We start from the raw sequence: 14,739 nt of genomic DNA, 5'->3' as shown, positions 1-14,739 counted from the left end.
TTATCGCGGATAAGACGACGATGCTTCGTCGGCCGATTCTGCCGGAATACAGCCCTCCGACGGCCGGGTTAACACCATTGCTCCGAGGCGAGTTCATCCCTATCGTCAACCGGTTTTCACCAGACACCGGCTCTCTGCATGATCGAAATTGGAACGATTGATCCTCATCATCGCGTTCATATTACCGTTTTAATGTGGCTATTATACCCAAAAAGCGCGGTCAAGTCAACGAAAGCTCTTCTCCGCTTCTGCGGTAATGTTCCGGCGTGGTCCCGACCATGGCCTTGAACATCCGGCTGAAATGGGCCAAATGCTTGAAACCGGACGCCTGGCTGATCTCCGTTATGCTCAGATGGGGGTGGAGCCTAAGCATGATTTTGGCCTGGTTGATCCGCCGGTGATACACATATTTGAACACCGTCGTTCCGGTCACTTCCTTGAATAAGGAGGATAAGTAGTGTTTCGTGATATGCATGTCGCGGGCGATTCCCTCCAGCGTCAAATCCAGCATATAATTTTCCTCGACAAACGAGACGACATGCTGGACATGCCGCTCCTTCTCCGAGATCGAGTCGTGATCCTGCACGGCGGCCTGGCACCAATCGGCGATGACGTACATCATCTCCTGGATTCGAAGGGTCATCCGCTCCTGGCGAAAGCCGGCCGTGGAGGACGACAGGCGGTGTATATCGGCCAGCATCCCTTCGAATTCTTCCCGGTTCTCCCCCGTCAGCGTCATGCGATGATTCCGCAGCGTTTCGAAGGGGTCCAGCAATATCGATTTGGCCGTCTCCGAAAGCCCCCTGCAGACCCAGGCCGGATCAAAATGCAAAATGCTCCTGACATATCTGGAATCGGGTTCAACGTTCGGACAGTGCAGCGTAAGCCCGTTCATCAGGAGCAGATCCCCCGGTTTCAGGGTGAACACGGAATCGCCGATCAAATACGTGCAGCGTCCCTCATGGAAATAATAAATTTCATAAAAAGCATGCGAGTGAAACCGCCCTCCCGACAGCGGCTGTTCATTGTAGTAGGTCAGATCGAACGGCGCTTGAAGCTGCATGCGGTCAAAGCCTGGCATCATATCGACAGATGAGGTCATTTTAGAGAATCGCCCCTTTAGCGATTTTGGAGTCGTCTAACCCCCAACCCTCAACGTAACGGGGTTTTCTCTATTATAAATGATTTTAGGGAATACGCACGGCTTCATTTTGGGCAATCACGCACAATTCTCCGGCCTTGAAGGCATGCTCCTGGGACATGGCATGTTCCGTGCGTTCCAGGCAGTCCAGGATAAGCTCCCCGAAAAACGGATAGCCCACTTTCCCCTGGAGTTCCATATGAAACTCTCCTTCACCGTTAACCAAGTACAGATGATCCCCCTGCGGATGCCTTGCGATATCGATGTATTTGCGAAGCTCGATGTATCCTTCCGTTCCCAGAATAAAGGTTCTGCCATCTCCCCAAGTGCCAAGTCCTCCGGGCGTCAGCCAATCGACGCGGAAATAATTGGTGGCTCCATTGTCTCCCACCAGCGTTGCATCTCCGAAATCCTCCAGCTCGGGGTATTCCGGATTCGCATAATTGCCCACCTTGCTGCCGAGCACCTTGGCATCGCGGCATCCCGCATAAAACAAAAATTGTTCGATCTGGTGGGAGCCGATGTCACACAGGATGCCCCCGTACTGTTGATGACGGAAAAACCAGTCCGGGCGGGAGGACGCATTCAAACGGTGCGGTCCGGTTCCCATCACTTGCACCACTCGCCCGATCGCCCCGTCCTGAATCAGCTTCCCGGCATGGACGGCACTCTCCACATGCAGCCGTTCACTGTAATAGACCATGTATTTCTTGCCCGTCTCCGCGGCTTTCGCGCGTGCAGCGTTCACCTGCTCCAGCGTGGTGAACGGCGTTTTATCCGTGAAATAATCCTTGCCGTGCGACATGACCTTCAGGCCAAGCTCGCATCTCTCCGAAGGAATGGCGGCAGCCGCCACCAGATGAACTTCGGTATCTTCCAGCACCTGGGCCTCGGAGGAAGCCACGGCAACCTCCGGGTATGCCTTGCAAAAAGCAGCAACCTTGGCGGGGTCTGAGTCATACACCCACTTCAGCGTCGCCCCGGCCTCAATCAAGCCGTTGCACATGCCGTATATATGGCCATGCTCCAGCGACATGGCTGCAAAAATAAATTCTCCGGGCTTGCACACCGGCTGGGCCTTGCCCACCGGCGCATAGAGCATTCCATTGCTGCGGTCCATACCAAGAGCCTCCCCGATTGTAATTTAATAAGCGCCAAACGTCTTGCTCATATCCACCGGCCCGATCTCCTTGACCGTTTTCCGGGTGGACGAATTCGCTATCCGTTCTTGCAGCATCTCGTAATACAGATCTTCGTCCAACGGCAGGTCGACCCAATTGTCGGTCCAGGTGGACAAATGCATGGCATTGGACAGGGTCAATCCGTGGATTCCCTCTTCGCCCGGCGCAATCAATGGCGTTCCGTGCAAAATGGCGTCCGCAAAGTTCTGGATGATGCCGTTATGCTGCGGATTGTCCCCCGAAATCGGCACCTCGCATTTCCAGCATTCCGGTTCGCCGAAGCCCCCGGTATACTGCTGATTGAACTCCGGTTCAGGCACCCGGAGACGCCAGAAGGTAAGCTTGCCGTCCTCGATGACGATTTTACCGCGGTCTCCCGTCACTTCATACCGATTCGTGCCCGGCGCTTCCCCCGTTGTCGTAATGAAGACGGCCGTGGCGCCGTTCTCGTATTCCGCATAAGCCGTCACATCGTCTTCCACTTCAATGTTCCGGTACTTGCCGAACGAACAAAATGCGCGGATTCTTTTCGGCATCATGCCGGTTGTCCACTGCCACAGATCCAGCTGGTGCGGAGATTGGTTAATCAGGACGCCTCCGCCTTCTCCCGCCCAAGTCGCGCGCCATCCGCCTGAATCGTAATAACTCTGTGAGCGGTACCAATTCGTGACGATCCAATTCATTCGCCGCACTTCGCCGAGCTCGCCGGCCGCGATGAGCTCTCTAAGCTTTTTATACAGCGGATTGCAGCGCTGATTGTACATGATCGAGAACACTTTGCCGCTGGCTTCGGCCGCGCGGTTCATTTCCCGCACCTGCTTCGTATACACGCCCGCCGGCTTCTCAATCAGGACGTGGAGTCCTTTGTTCAGGCACGCGATGGCCACTTGAGGATGGGCATAATGGGGCGTTGCGATAATCACCGCATCGATCTCTCCCGAAGAGATCATAGCGTCCGTGTCACTCCAAATTTTCACGTCCGAAGGGAGCGTAGCCCTCGCTTCTTCCTGCTTGGCCGGGTTGAGGTCGCATATGGCGCTAAGCCGCGCCCCCGCAATCCGCCCAGCGGCAAGCGATTTGGCATGCGAAAAACCCATCCCCAGTCCGATAACCCCTACTCTTACCTGTTCCATATCTATCGCCTCCTTCATAAGTGTCCTATACGCTTTGTTTATGGTCTGCCCACATGTTCATCTGCTCGGCAAAACGAAGCAGCATCTCCCTGGATTCAAACGTCCCGCTAAAATCCTCGATTGCGTAGTAACCTTCATAGCCGACCGACTGCAAATCCTGTATGACCTGCTTCCATGGGACGGCCCCTTGGTCAAGCGAGACCCATTCTCCGGACCAGGATGCCGAGCTTCCATCCTTCGAAGGCGTTTTTCGATATCCCCCGTTCTTCACATGGACATGAGCCAGGTAGGGACCGAGAAGCTCCAAGCCCATCCGGTAGTTCTCGTAACCTTCATGGACCATGTTGCCCGGATCATACAGCACGCCGATATGCTGCGGATTGAAGTGGGATACGAGCCGGTGCGTCAGTCCGGCGCTCGGAGTGATCGTAAGATGATGGGTTTCCACCACGGCTTTAACCCCGTAAGCGGCAGCGAGATCCTGCACCTCATGGAGGTAACGGACCGCCTGGTCGTACAGCTCGTTGTAATTGCGCGTTCGGTCATATCCCGGAATCCCAACGCGAATGAAAGAGGCTCCGACCAGCTTGGCCGCTTGCATGACCTTCTCCGTCGCTTCCACGTCGCCGCAGGTCAGATAAGGAACGACCGCAAGACTGCGCCGGCCATGCTTGTCGGCTGCTTGCTTAAATCTGAGCCAATCTTCCTGCGTGCCGTTTGGATCGATGGAGCAGCGGTTATGCCGCCAGAAGGAAGGCTTCTCTCCGGCAGCCTCTTCCGGAATCTCCTTGAAGCGCCACTCGATCCCTTCGATACCGGCATCCGCCGCCGCTTGGGCCAATTCCTCCGGCAGTAAATCAGGGGTGGCGACCGTAAATACGGACAGTTTCATAATCATTCATCCTCTCTCGACCAAATTTATTAGCTTATGCATCATTTGACCAACGTTGAACTCATATGATGTCATTCAGTGCGTTCCGGATGGTTAAAAGCCTCCCGAAAGATAGCGCTCTCATATCTGATGATCCTATCTATCCCCCATCGTAGCACAGTACCGAAAGCAAACCCATATCCCTTCCCATGAACCTTAACCACAGTCAAATAAAGCCGAAAAGAAATGTCTTTGAATATAATGCAGCTCCCGTTGATACAAGCACAGTGTCCATCGACGTGTTTCCCTTGAGAACAGACCGCGATGAGCCGTCGCATCCATAGCGATTTTCGAAGAGGCCCGGACTCGAAGTTTAGGCACTCTTATATAACCAAAAAAGGCACCTCCTCCGTCCTGAATAGACGAAGAAGCGTGCCTTCTCATAGGGTATTCGTTTATTTTACGGCAACGTAGAACAGCCTGGATGCATCCTGACCCGCTTCCGTCCACTCAAAATCGGCATAGCATTTCACGTCCCGGAATCCGGCCTTAATCAGCTCAACCTTCATCCATTCCGGGTCGTATCCCCGCTGGACATGCGTTTCTTCAAAGCGGCGGTAGATCGTTCGGTCTTGGTCATCCCGTGCAAAAATGGAGAGATGGTGTTCAATCTCCATCCTGCGTTCGTCCAGGTCGCATGTCCATATATAGGACACTTCCCGTTCATCCAGAACAAATGGCTGCTCTTCGTCGTATCGCAGCAGCGTATTGGGGTGATGCACGTCAAACAGGAACGTGCCGCCTTCCTTGAGACCGTTGTAGGTCCTTGCAAAAGCGGAGCGGATGTCCTTCTCCTCCAGCAGGTAGTTCACACAATCACAAAATGAAATGACGGAATCCACCTGCTCGGGCAGCTCCCAGGAACGCATGTCCTGCTGCACCCAGCGGACGCTCCCTTCCCGGAACAAGCGATGTCCCTGAGGCGTGCCCTCCAGCTTGCGCCTGGCAACCGACAGCATATCCGCTGACAGGTCAATCCCCGTTACCTCAAAACCGGAGTTGACGAGCGGTATGGTGATGCTGCCTGTCCCGCATCCGAGCTCGACGACGCTTTTTGGCATTCCGTGCTTCTCCCAGGCGGTTCTCGCAAAGCGGATCCAGTCCGGGTACGGCATGTCTTCCATGAGTTGATCATATACGTAAGCAAACTTGCGGTAAGACAACATGATGACACCACTTTCTTAGAAGCTTCCCCTGCGTTGCCGGGTTATTCGTTTGAACCGGAGTTCTCCTCTTTTTTGACCATATACGTCCAGCTGTCCTTCTGCGTAACCTGGCCTTCCTTCATCAGCTTGCCAAGGGCGCGTTTAAAGGCGGATTTGCTGATGCCGAAACGCTGCTTGATGATGTCGGGCGGCGTTTCATCCGAATACGGCATCGCATGGCCGGGACGCTCCTTCAGAAAAGCAAGCAGCCGGTCTGCATCATCGGTCCGTCCGATCTCTTTTTGCGGAACCATGGACAGGTTGACCCTGCCATCCTCCCGGATATGGCTGACCCGAACCTTTACCTCTTCGCCAAGACGCAGCATCCGCGTCCGTTCCGAGGAATGGATCATGCCGATCGCGCCGAAGCCGACCACGCCGCCGTCGATGATGACAAACGTGCCCATTTGGAGCGGTTTATACACCAGGGCAGTAAACCATTGGCCTTTCCACGAATCCGGCGCATGGAACGCAAGCGGAGCTAGCTCCTGTTCCCCGGCGAGTTTCGCTCGCAGCCGGCCTTGCTTATCATGCTCCATGATCACAAACACGTGGTCTCCCACTTGCGGGTGAAGCTCCCGCAGCTCCGGCAATTCCCGGATCGGAAGCAGCAGCTGCCTGCCAAGTCCCATCTCAAGGAAACAGCCGAGGCGCGGATGGACGTCGGCCACTTCAAGCTTCGCCGTTTCGCCCAGCGTTAGGAACGGCTTCTTCATCGTTGCGGCTAGGCGGTCTTCGGTATCGAAGAATATAAAGACTTCTATCGTATCCCCCGGCTCGATTTTACCCGTAAGCTCCGAATAGTGAAGAAGCACATCCCGATCTCCGCCATCCAGAAAATAACCGTAAGGGGACACTTCCCTGGATACAACGAGTTTCGTTAATGTGCCGGCAATCAGACTCATACGTTCTCCACCACTTTGGCATCCGACCACAGACGCTCGATGTTGTAGTATTCCCGCTCATCGCGGTGAAAAATATGAACGATCACGTCGCCAAGGTCCATCAGCACCCAACGGGCAGCATCCATTCCTTCCAGTCCGCGCAATGCCACGCCCTCGTCGTGAGCCCGTTTGCGGACCTCGGTTGCGATCGCTTGAACCTGGGTATCCGAGTTACCGTGGCAAATGACAAAATAGTCGGCGATCAGGGAAATCCCTCTGAGATCCAGGACCACGATATCCATCGCTTTTTTATCTTCAGCGGCAGCTACTGCCACATTTAACAATTCATTCGGTTTCAACGTCATGAATTCGCCTCCAATTGCTTAATTAGATCGTTGCGGGCTAGCACCGTCAACGGAAAAATGATTTGTCTGCGCGAGAGCAGATATCCAATCGTCGAATCAAAACCGGCTGCAAGCGCCTCTTCAAGGCTATGGTTGGCCAGTTCGCGAATATTATTCACGCCGGGGAAATCCCGCCCCGGTTCCATATAATCCGCCAGGCAGACCACCTTGTCAAGGAGCGTCATGCCGATGCGCCCCGACGTATGGTACCGAATGGCGTCAAGCACTTCGGCATCCGTTACGCCATATTCGTGTTCCGCTACGAATGCCCCGACTTCAGCATGCCAAAGCTGTTTGTCGTAATGGAGCAGCTCGTCGGAGAGCTTATGCTCCACCATCATCTGATGAAGCTTCTGCACGGGCCAGTATTTGGCCACGTCATGCAGGATGGCGGCCAAGTCCGCCTTAACCGGGTCGGCTCCGAACCTGCCGGCAAGGATGACCGCGGTTTCCATGACGCCTTTGGTATGCTCCCAGCGCTTGGCCGGCATTTGGGAGGATACGGCTTCTATGAGCTCATCACGGCTGTAGTCCATAAATACCGCTCCTAACAATATAATCGTATACTCGGTCCGGCACCATATAACGGATGGACGAACCTGATGCCGCCCGGCTCCGAATGATGGTGGAGGAGATTTCGATCAGCGGCATCTCGGCCGTGACAACCGCCTTTTGCAGAAAATCGGGCAGATCATCCACCGATAGTTCGGTTCCGGGACGGTTAAGCCCGATAAAAGTCAGCATTTCCGCCAGTTCGCCGATCCGGTTCCACTTGGGAAGATACGCAACCATATCCGCACCGATAATGAAGTAGAAGTCATGCTCGGGGTACGCATCGCGCAGCTCTCTGACCGTATCTACCGTGTAGGAGACGCCGCCGCGTTTCACTTCCCAATCCAACGTGCGAAACGACGGATGACCGGCTATGGCTTCAGCGGTCATCTCCAGCCTCATCAGGCCCGTTACGCCGGCATCTTCCTTATGCGGCGGGATGTGGCTTGGCATAAACCACACCTCTTCCAGATCGTAAGCGTCCCGCGCGCATTCGGCTGCGAGCATATGCCCGATATGAATGGGATCGAAGGTTCCTCCCATTATCCCCACCTTCATCCGGGTTCACCTCCCCTAATTAGAGAGTTATTAATATCCGCTAAGCTGGAGCCGTCCGGCCCCCTACGGCAGTTCGATGGTTTTGTGGTCTTTCGATTCTTTATAAAGCACGATCGTTTTGCCGATCACCTGCACCAGCTCGGCTCCGGCTCCTTCAGCAAGCTCCTGGGCGATTTCGCGCGGGTCTTCAAGACAGTTGTTGAGCACGGATACCTTCATGAGTTCCCGCTTCTCGATCGCCTCGGAAATGTGACGGATCAGATGCTCGTTGCTGCCTCCCTTGCCTACCTGGAACAGCGGATCCAGATGATGGGCGAGCGAGCGTAAATGTCGTTTTTGCTTTCCTGTTAACATGCTTGGTCATTACTCCTTAAACATTCAATTATTAAAACCTGGCGCTTGTCGAAAGCTATATTGTAGCTTTTGCATAAGCATTAATCAATAAACAAAGATATTAAGACTCGGATTGGAAGCTGGTCAGAACGGCTTCCTTCATGGCCTGCACGGGTGCCGTCAGACCCGTCCAATATTCGAATGCATAGGCACCTTGATTAATGAACATTCCAAGCCCGCCGTGTATGGTGCATCGCCGAAGCTCCCCTTGCCGCAGCAGCTCGGTCTTCAACGGATTGTAGATCAAATCGCTGACAACGGTCCCTTCACGTATGGACTCCGACGGAATGGGAAGCTCCGAAACCCGGGGAAACATGCCCACCGAGGTCGTGTTAATGATGACATCGGCATCCGACAACGCCTCTCCGGCCTGTTCCTCTCCGTACCCTCTCAAGTCCGCAAGCGAGCTCCACTCCTCGGCAAGCGCCAATGCTTTGGCGGACGTCCGATTTACAATGGATATCTTCTCGGGCCCTTCGCCGATAAGGGCATAGATGATGCCTCTTGCGGCACCGCCCGCACCAATGACAACGATGCGCTTTCCCTTCAGGTCGGGACAGGCTTCATCCTTTAATGAACGAACATATCCGATGCCGTCCGTATTGTAACCCGTCAATTTGCCGTTGTCATTGACGATGGTGTTCACGGCACCGATGCGCTGCGCCCCTTCATCGACGACGTCCAAATACTTCATGACTTCCACCTTGTGCGGGATCGTTACGTTCACCCCTCGAAATCCCAGTGCTTTGACGGCCTGGATGGCGTCGCCCAGGCCCTGCGGACGAATATGAAGGGGGACGTACGCTCCTGACAAACCTAGGGCGTTGATCGCCGCATCATGCATGGCCGGCGATTTCGAGTGGCCGATCGGATCCCCCATTACGCCAAGGAGCAAATAATCACGCTCGTTCATTGGATTCACTTTCATTTCTCCTCTGCCTCTCCCATGATAGCCGGACGGTTACCATTGGGATATATCACTTATATCAGGGATGGACGCGACAAGACTTTGATACCTTTAGGTACATGAACCGCTACAAGCGCTCCCTGCTCACCGTTGATCTTGATCCAGCCGAGTCCCGAGATAAACACGTCTTGGCGCGCACCCTTAGGAATACGAATTTCGTGTCTCGTCCATTCCGGAAGCTCTTCAAGCCGTTCCTTGGTCGGCGGGGACAGCAGCTCCCCGGCATGCTCCGCAAATAGCGAATCCGCCCGTTCCAGCTTGGTCCGATGAATGCCGAGCCGGCCGCTGATGAAGCAAGTAAAGGATTGATGCTCCCCTTGCAGAAAATCAAAGCGGCCGAAACCTCCGAAGAAGAGGGTCTGCCCTTCGTTCAGCTGGTATACCATCGGCTTCAGCGGATTCTCCGGCATGACCGTCCCCAAATCCTCACGGCTCACGAGCTCGCTGTAGCGCCATGGGTACACAATGCCGGGCGTATCAATAATATACCGGCCGTCATCCAGCGGAATATTGACCATATCGAGCGTCGTTCCGGGATAACGGGAAACGGTCAGCTCCTGGTCCAGATCGCTGTAGTCGCGGATCAGGCGATTGATCAAGCTGGATTTCCCCACGTTCGTGGCGCCGACCACATAGACATCCCGGTCGCCCCTGTAATGCGCAACCGTCTCCAGCAGCCGCTCAAAGCCTTGGTTCTTCTTCGCGCTGCAGAGCACGATGTCTTCCGTTCTCAGACCATGCTCCTTGCACTGCTTCTGCACCCAATTCAGAACCTTGTTCCAATTGGTCACCTTCGGCAGAAGATCGGTTTTGTTAACCGCCAGAATCACCGGATTGTTGCCGACAAACCGCTGCAGCCCTGAAATCAGGCTTCCTTCAAAATCGAAAAGATCCACGATGTGAATGACCAGCGCATTCTTGCCGCCGATCTGTCCGAGCAGCCGTAAAAATTCATCCTGGTCTACGGCGACCGAAGAAGCCTCGTTGTAATTCTTGATACGGAAACAGCGCTGGCAAATCACCGGGTCGCGGTCCCAAGCCTTCTCCGGCAAATAGCCCGGCTTGTCCTGTGCAGCGCTCTGAAGCTGTATGCCGCAGCCGCTGCACTTCTTGATGTCATCTCCGCCTGTAGGCAACGTCATGATTTCGGTTCCTCCTCCATCCATAATCCTTTTTTGCGCAAACGGGTCAAGGCGATGCGTTCCACCCGACGATTGACGAGGCGGGTAAACCATCCTTCATCGTTGATGGCGATGGGCATAACCAGAACCGTATACAAGCCGAGCCGATTCCCGCCGTATACGTCGGTCAGCATCTGGTCGCCGACAACAACCGTTTTCTCCGGAGTGAGCTCCATCATGTTCATCGCTTTGCGAAACGGAGTATTGCTTGGCTTTCGGGCTTCATGCACATACTGGATGTCCAGCGGCGTCGCGAATTTAGATACGCGCTCGAGCTGATTATTCGAGACGATGATGAGCTGGAAACCGATCTCCTTCACTCTTTTGAACCAAACGACCAATTCCGGCGTGGCAAGCGGCGCCTTGGCCCCAACAAGGGTATTGTCCAAATCGGTAATGATTCCACGATACCCCTGCTCATATAATTCCTCCAGGTTAATATCAAAAACCGTGTTGACACGGAGCTTTGGGATTAACATTTCAAACAAATTCGTCACCTCAATTTCATACGAAAAACTATACCATATTCCGGTTCCTTAGTAAAAATAATCACGGCCGGCGCCTTCCTTCTTTCCGGATTGCAATCTTTACCAGCAAAAGACCACCCGGCAGCCGTCGAAGCGGACCGGGCGGTCTTGAAATGACCGATATCAGAACGTATTCATATCAAGCTATCCTGATATCGCAAGAACAACCACTTGTGACGCGGTCTGTCTTCTTGGATTACGTTGATAGACGTTTGTCCGGCACAATGCGGACCTTCTTGATGGACTTCTTCAGCTTCTCGGCATCCTGTTGGACCGAGCGCCACTGCTCTTCCTTCACTTCCGCAGGGCTGTAACGGGCAGCCTCGAACTGCTGCAGCAGCGGTCTCAGCTCTGCTTCCAGTTCAGGATGCGCAAATGCCCAGCGGCGAACCGATTCACGGAGCGTTTCATGTTCTTGCCTTACCAACCCCTTGCGCTGCACGGAACGGATCCAGCGTTCCGTCTCGGCAATCACCTTATCAGCTGCCGTCAGCGGCTTGCCTGCCCGAATCCGTGCCCCGGCGAAGCGCAGGCTGATGCGCATTCTCCACATGATATACAGAATCCACAGCACGATGACAACCACCGCTGCCGTTACTATGACTTTAACCCATCCGGATGATGGATTATCAGAAGTCGGGGCAGGAGCTGCCTCGTCCTCGGCCTTCTCTTCCTCTTCGACTTCCTCCTCGATGACGGGCTCAGCCTCGGTGTCTGCCGTCAGAATCGGCATGCTGAATCCCGGAGTCGCTTCGATCGGAACCCAGCCGTACTCGCCGAAGTATACTTCAACCCAGGAATGGGCGTCAGCGTTCGTAACGGTATAGTTATCAGGCTCGATCGAGGTTTGACCGTCGACCGGAACGTATTCCGTAGCCGTCATCCTGCCGGGGGCGTAGCCCTTGACCCAGCGAGCAGGGATATCCAGCGACCGAGTCATCATCACCATGGACGTGGAGAAGTAATCGCAATACCCTTCCATGATTTCGAACAAAAAGGCATCTACGAAATCGTCGCTCTTTTTGAGCGAAAGGTCGGGGGTGTTGGTATAGGTATAGTTGCTCGTTAAATATTGTTGCAAAAGCATAACCTTCTCATACGGCGTGTCTCCGTCCGCCGTAATTTCTTCGGCCAGATCCGATACGCGGTCCGGGAAATTTCTCGGCATCTGGACGTAGGCTTCGTCGAACGAGCCGGAATACAGCTCATCATAAGTTCTGGCGCTCAGCTCATCGATCGGGATGACGGGAACTTCCGACGTTAAGGTATAACTCTTCGGATAGTCCGCATCGCGAACGTCGTCCAAATGCATCTCCGCGCCTTCGGTCACCCAGCTGAGCCGGTCCGGATCGATGTCCTCATCCAGGCTTTCCAGCTGACGAACGCTGTAGGCCCCGAACAAGACCGGATACACCGTGTCGCTCAGCATCGTTACCGATTGTTCCAGCTTTTTGGTAGGTACGGATGTGCCGGCTTCTCCCGGCAAGGCGTCGCCGATGTCGACTCCCGTCCCGGATCGACCGCTGCTGGCTCCGTCAGCCCAGCCCGTGCCCGAGTACACGGCTCTGGTTTCGCCGCGCCAATAGCTGCGTTCTTCCGAGGTGATCGACATCACCGGCGAATAATCAAAATTAAAACCGCCGCCAAGATCGTTATCCTCTCTTCCGTAACCGGACATGCTTTCGGACGCCGACTCGATAAGGGTTCCGGTCCCCGATGTGCCGACGCCGGATAACGGTACCCCGTTCCACTCTCTCCATGCCGTATAAGGATCGGTCAGTGTCGGCTTCACGTGGGGCATGTTCACGCCGGCCACGATAATCAATGAGAAAATGACCAGAATATTGGCGATAATCTTAAACGGATACTTCGACAGATTGACCCATCCTTGAGGAAAGCGTCTGCGGAACCGGTTGAAGTGGCTGGATACGAGCCAGCCCATTCCGGCCCCGACGACCCAAGCAATCTCGTCCCACAGCACGATTTTCGTGAAGGAATCCAAAATGGCAAAACTAATGACGTGGATCCCGACTACAAGAAGGACGCGTCCCTTGGTTTTGGCCCAGCGGGCAAGAAAGAGGAACATGGCCCAAGCAGCGATAGCAAACCATAAATAAGGAAAGAGATACAGGAGTTCTTCGGTCAGGAAACTTTCCGCTCCGAAGACAGGAACCGGATTGCCGGAAGTTTTCAGCAAACTGTATACGCAATACAGGATCAATAGAAACTGGAGAACCACTCGGTAACCCTGCTTGATCGGCAGCAGCGCTTCGGTAACCGCCGTAATCGTTAGAGCCGCGATAACGATGGCGGTCGTTTCCGACAGCCATATCGTTTCCGTGAAGGATACCCACTGCATCCCCATGATCCAGATCCACAACATCGTTAACGTGCTGAAGAAGGTCGTCGATAGTTTGTCCAGCCATAACTTCATCATGCACCACCTCCAAGCGCAGCCGGAAGCTCATCGAGGGAAGCAACCGAATAACTTGAGATCCCCCGGGATTGCAGGAGCGAAATCGATTCATCGCGTTTTGCTGTTTCTTTGGAAGGAGCGATTTGCAAGAAGCAAGGGTTCATCCCTCTGGTCTCCACCCAGCGCATGATCTCAGAAGCCTCTTTGCCGCTCATCGGGCTGATCAGCAGGAACAAGGCTCCTTTGGGAAAATGGCGATAGGATTTCTCAAGGGACGCAATCAGCTTGCTCTTCCGGTTATAATCCACGTCAACCAAATGCTGAATCATGCGCATCCGTTCCCCGGCGTGATCGGCCGGAGCGAACATTTGGGTTTCCTGGGCAGCCGTGAACAGCCCCGTCCCCGCATGCTCCTTGGCCCCGTATTCGATCAGCGAAGCGGCTGCCGATACGGCAAGCTCGAATTGCTGGGCATTGTCGTATCCGTCGGCGGCGCAATCCAGAACGATCATCGTTCTGGGGAAGGACTCATGCTCGAATTCCTTCGATTTCCACGAGCCGGTCTTCGCCGTTGCATTCCAGTGAATCCGGGAGATCCGGTCGCCATATACATAATCGCGGACGCCGTTAATTTGCGTGGTTTCCCGTCTTGAAGCCGACACCGTGGTTTGCGTCCCGCCCAATCTGGAGTTCCTAATGTTCCGCTGCCACTTTGGAATATAAATGGTTCTCGGCAGAACGCGGAAATCCGTTTGAACCTCGATGCGTCCCTTATGCTCCATCAATCCGAAGATATCTTCGCTTATGCATTCCGTCTTGGAAAAAACATATCGCCCGCGTTCGAGCGGAGGCGTCTGGAATACAAGCTTGCCTGCCCCCCGGAGGTTCGGAATGACGCTGTCTTCAAAGGACCAGGAGTCTCCGTTATGCCTCTGCAGCACTTCGCGCACGATCATATAGGGCATCGGCAGCAGCCCCGGGACATGGACCTCGAGCTTAACGCGCACCTGCTCGCCGGCATGAAGCTGTTCTCCACCGCGCTCCGTTCCCCCAAGGACGACCCGGTGCGCTTTGACGCGATTGACCCCGCCAAAACCCGCGCCGATCAGATAGACCGTCAGAAGGCTGACCATGGAGAAGAGCATGAGCGAGGTTTTCCCTCCCTGGAATAAAACATACAAAAGACATAGGCACCATACCGCCAATACCGCTGCCAGTCTGGACGGCTGCATGCCATTCAAAAATAACGAAACCGCGCGGCGCATG

At 54.4% G+C, this 14,739-nt stretch carries 15 protein-coding genes and 1 other annotated feature (1 of these 16 only partly in view); all 15 genes read right to left on the bottom strand.

Going from position 1 to position 14,739, the window contains the following annotated elements; translation table 11 throughout:
* Window positions 1–180, bottom strand: a binding site (T-box leader); it reaches 81 nt to the left of the window's first position.
* Window positions 181–220: 40 nt separating this feature from the next.
* The 15 genes from P0X86_RS09255 to P0X86_RS09185 all read right to left on the bottom strand — a co-directional run bounded on the left by P0X86_RS09255 (window position 221) and on the right by P0X86_RS09185 (window position 14,738).
* Window positions 221–1,102 carry an AraC family transcriptional regulator gene (locus P0X86_RS09255; RefSeq protein WP_096773023.1) on the bottom strand — a complete coding sequence of 294 codons (882 nt, stop codon included), beginning with the start codon at window positions 1,100–1,102 and terminating at the stop codon, window positions 221–223.
* Window positions 1,103–1,187: 85 nt separating this feature from the next.
* Window positions 1,188–2,261 carry a Gfo/Idh/MocA family protein gene (locus tag P0X86_RS09250; RefSeq protein WP_277748352.1) on the bottom strand — a complete coding sequence of 358 codons (1,074 nt, stop codon included), beginning with the start codon at window positions 2,259–2,261 and terminating at the stop codon, window positions 1,188–1,190.
* A 24-nt stretch (window positions 2,262–2,285) separates the two neighbouring features.
* Window positions 2,286–3,455 (bottom strand): Gfo/Idh/MocA family protein, encoded by a 1,170-nt coding sequence (locus P0X86_RS09245; RefSeq protein ID WP_277748351.1) that lies wholly within the window; start codon window positions 3,453–3,455, stop codon window positions 2,286–2,288.
* A gap of 25 nt (window positions 3,456–3,480) precedes the next feature.
* Window positions 3,481–4,347 (bottom strand): sugar phosphate isomerase/epimerase family protein, encoded by an 867-nt coding sequence (locus P0X86_RS09240; RefSeq protein WP_277748350.1) that lies wholly within the window; start codon window positions 4,345–4,347, stop codon window positions 3,481–3,483.
* A 434-nt stretch (window positions 4,348–4,781) separates the two neighbouring features.
* A complete protein-coding gene (locus P0X86_RS09235; RefSeq protein ID WP_009589238.1) occupies window positions 4,782–5,552 on the bottom strand; it encodes a class I SAM-dependent DNA methyltransferase in 771 nt (256 codons plus the stop codon).
* Between the two features lie 41 nt (window positions 5,553–5,593).
* The gene (locus tag P0X86_RS09230; protein ID WP_096773020.1) at window positions 5,594–6,496 is read right to left on the bottom strand and encodes a CvfB family protein; all 903 of its coding nucleotides are present in this window, start codon (window positions 6,494–6,496) and stop codon (window positions 5,594–5,596) included.
* Window positions 6,493–6,840: a ribosome silencing factor gene (gene rsfS / locus P0X86_RS09225; protein WP_009592160.1), complete on the bottom strand. Its 348-nt coding sequence runs from the start codon at window positions 6,838–6,840 to the stop codon at window positions 6,493–6,495. Before rsfS ends, P0X86_RS09230 begins: the two co-directional genes overlap by 4 nt.
* A complete protein-coding gene (yqeK, locus tag P0X86_RS09220) occupies window positions 6,837–7,415 on the bottom strand; it encodes a bis(5'-nucleosyl)-tetraphosphatase (symmetrical) YqeK (protein ID WP_015734160.1) in 579 nt (192 codons plus the stop codon). Before yqeK ends, rsfS begins: the two co-directional genes overlap by 4 nt.
* The gene (nadD, locus tag P0X86_RS09215; protein ID WP_090911900.1) at window positions 7,399–7,989 is read right to left on the bottom strand and encodes a nicotinate-nucleotide adenylyltransferase; all 591 of its coding nucleotides are present in this window, start codon (window positions 7,987–7,989) and stop codon (window positions 7,399–7,401) included. The genes yqeK and nadD overlap by 17 nt, the downstream gene beginning before the upstream one ends.
* A 63-nt stretch (window positions 7,990–8,052) precedes the next feature.
* Window positions 8,053–8,343: a ribosome assembly RNA-binding protein YhbY gene (gene yhbY, locus P0X86_RS09210; RefSeq protein WP_009592173.1), complete on the bottom strand. Its 291-nt coding sequence runs from the start codon at window positions 8,341–8,343 to the stop codon at window positions 8,053–8,055.
* Window positions 8,344–8,443: 100 nt separating this feature from the next.
* Window positions 8,444–9,310 (bottom strand): shikimate dehydrogenase, encoded by an 867-nt coding sequence (locus tag P0X86_RS09205; protein WP_192569250.1) that lies wholly within the window; start codon window positions 9,308–9,310, stop codon window positions 8,444–8,446.
* Between the two features lie 53 nt (window positions 9,311–9,363).
* Entirely contained in the window at window positions 9,364–10,491 is a 1,128-nt protein-coding gene (gene yqeH / locus P0X86_RS09200) for a ribosome biogenesis GTPase YqeH (protein WP_119849350.1), read from the bottom strand.
* Window positions 10,488–11,018, bottom strand: coding sequence for a YqeG family HAD IIIA-type phosphatase (locus tag P0X86_RS09195; protein ID WP_015734156.1), 531 nt, complete (start codon window positions 11,016–11,018; stop codon window positions 10,488–10,490). The genes yqeH and P0X86_RS09195 overlap by 4 nt, the downstream gene beginning before the upstream one ends.
* Window positions 11,019–11,253: 235 nt before the next feature.
* On the bottom strand, window positions 11,254–13,494 hold the full coding sequence (locus tag P0X86_RS09190) for a transglutaminase TgpA family protein (RefSeq protein WP_277748349.1): 2,241 nt from the start codon (window positions 13,492–13,494) through the stop codon (window positions 11,254–11,256).
* Window positions 13,491–14,738: a DUF58 domain-containing protein gene (locus P0X86_RS09185; RefSeq protein WP_192569252.1), complete on the bottom strand. Its 1,248-nt coding sequence runs from the start codon at window positions 14,736–14,738 to the stop codon at window positions 13,491–13,493. The genes P0X86_RS09190 and P0X86_RS09185 overlap by 4 nt, the downstream gene beginning before the upstream one ends.
* Between the last annotated feature and the right edge of the window lies 1 nt (window position 14,739).

The organism is Paenibacillus sp. BR1-192, assembly GCF_029542445.1.
Taxonomy (GTDB): domain Bacteria; phylum Bacillota; class Bacilli; order Paenibacillales; family Paenibacillaceae; genus Paenibacillus_AQ; species Paenibacillus_AQ lautus_A.
The sequence above is the reverse complement of the archived record's forward strand: the minus strand, read 5'-3'. Positions and strand labels throughout refer to the sequence as shown.

What these genes read in the sequence shown, in the direction of transcription:
- P0X86_RS09240 (WP_277748350.1), bottom strand. Translation starts at nt 4,347, where the DNA reads ATGAAACTGTCCGTATTTACGGTCGCCACCCCTGATTTACTGCCGGAG.
- P0X86_RS09255 (WP_096773023.1), bottom strand. Translation starts at nt 1,102, where the DNA reads ATGACCTCATCTGTCGATATGATGCCAGGCTTTGACCGCATGCAGCTT.
- P0X86_RS09250 (WP_277748352.1), bottom strand. Translation starts at nt 2,261, where the DNA reads ATGGACCGCAGCAATGGAATGCTCTATGCGCCGGTGGGCAAGGCCCAG.
- P0X86_RS09205 (WP_192569250.1), bottom strand. Translation starts at nt 9,310, where the DNA reads ATGAAAGTGAATCCAATGAACGAGCGTGATTATTTGCTCCTTGGCGTA.
- yqeK (WP_015734160.1), bottom strand. Translation starts at nt 7,415, where the DNA reads ATGGACTACAGCCGTGATGAGCTCATAGAAGCCGTATCCTCCCAAATG.
- yhbY (WP_009592173.1), bottom strand. Translation starts at nt 8,343, where the DNA reads ATGTTAACAGGAAAGCAAAAACGACATTTACGCTCGCTCGCCCATCAT.
- yqeH (WP_119849350.1), bottom strand. Translation starts at nt 10,491, where the DNA reads ATGACGTTGCCTACAGGCGGAGATGACATCAAGAAGTGCAGCGGCTGC.
- nadD (WP_090911900.1), bottom strand. Translation starts at nt 7,989, where the DNA reads ATGAAGGTGGGGATAATGGGAGGAACCTTCGATCCCATTCATATCGGG.
- P0X86_RS09190 (WP_277748349.1), bottom strand. Translation starts at nt 13,494, where the DNA reads ATGATGAAGTTATGGCTGGACAAACTATCGACGACCTTCTTCAGCACG.
- P0X86_RS09245 (WP_277748351.1), bottom strand. Translation starts at nt 3,455, where the DNA reads ATGGAACAGGTAAGAGTAGGGGTTATCGGACTGGGGATGGGTTTTTCG.
- rsfS (WP_009592160.1), bottom strand. Translation starts at nt 6,840, where the DNA reads ATGACGTTGAAACCGAATGAATTGTTAAATGTGGCAGTAGCTGCCGCT.
- P0X86_RS09230 (WP_096773020.1), bottom strand. Translation starts at nt 6,496, where the DNA reads ATGAGTCTGATTGCCGGCACATTAACGAAACTCGTTGTATCCAGGGAA.
- P0X86_RS09185 (WP_192569252.1), bottom strand. Translation starts at nt 14,738, where the DNA reads ATGCGCCGCGCGGTTTCGTTATTTTTGAATGGCATGCAGCCGTCCAGA.
- P0X86_RS09235 (WP_009589238.1), bottom strand. Translation starts at nt 5,552, where the DNA reads ATGTTGTCTTACCGCAAGTTTGCTTACGTATATGATCAACTCATGGAA.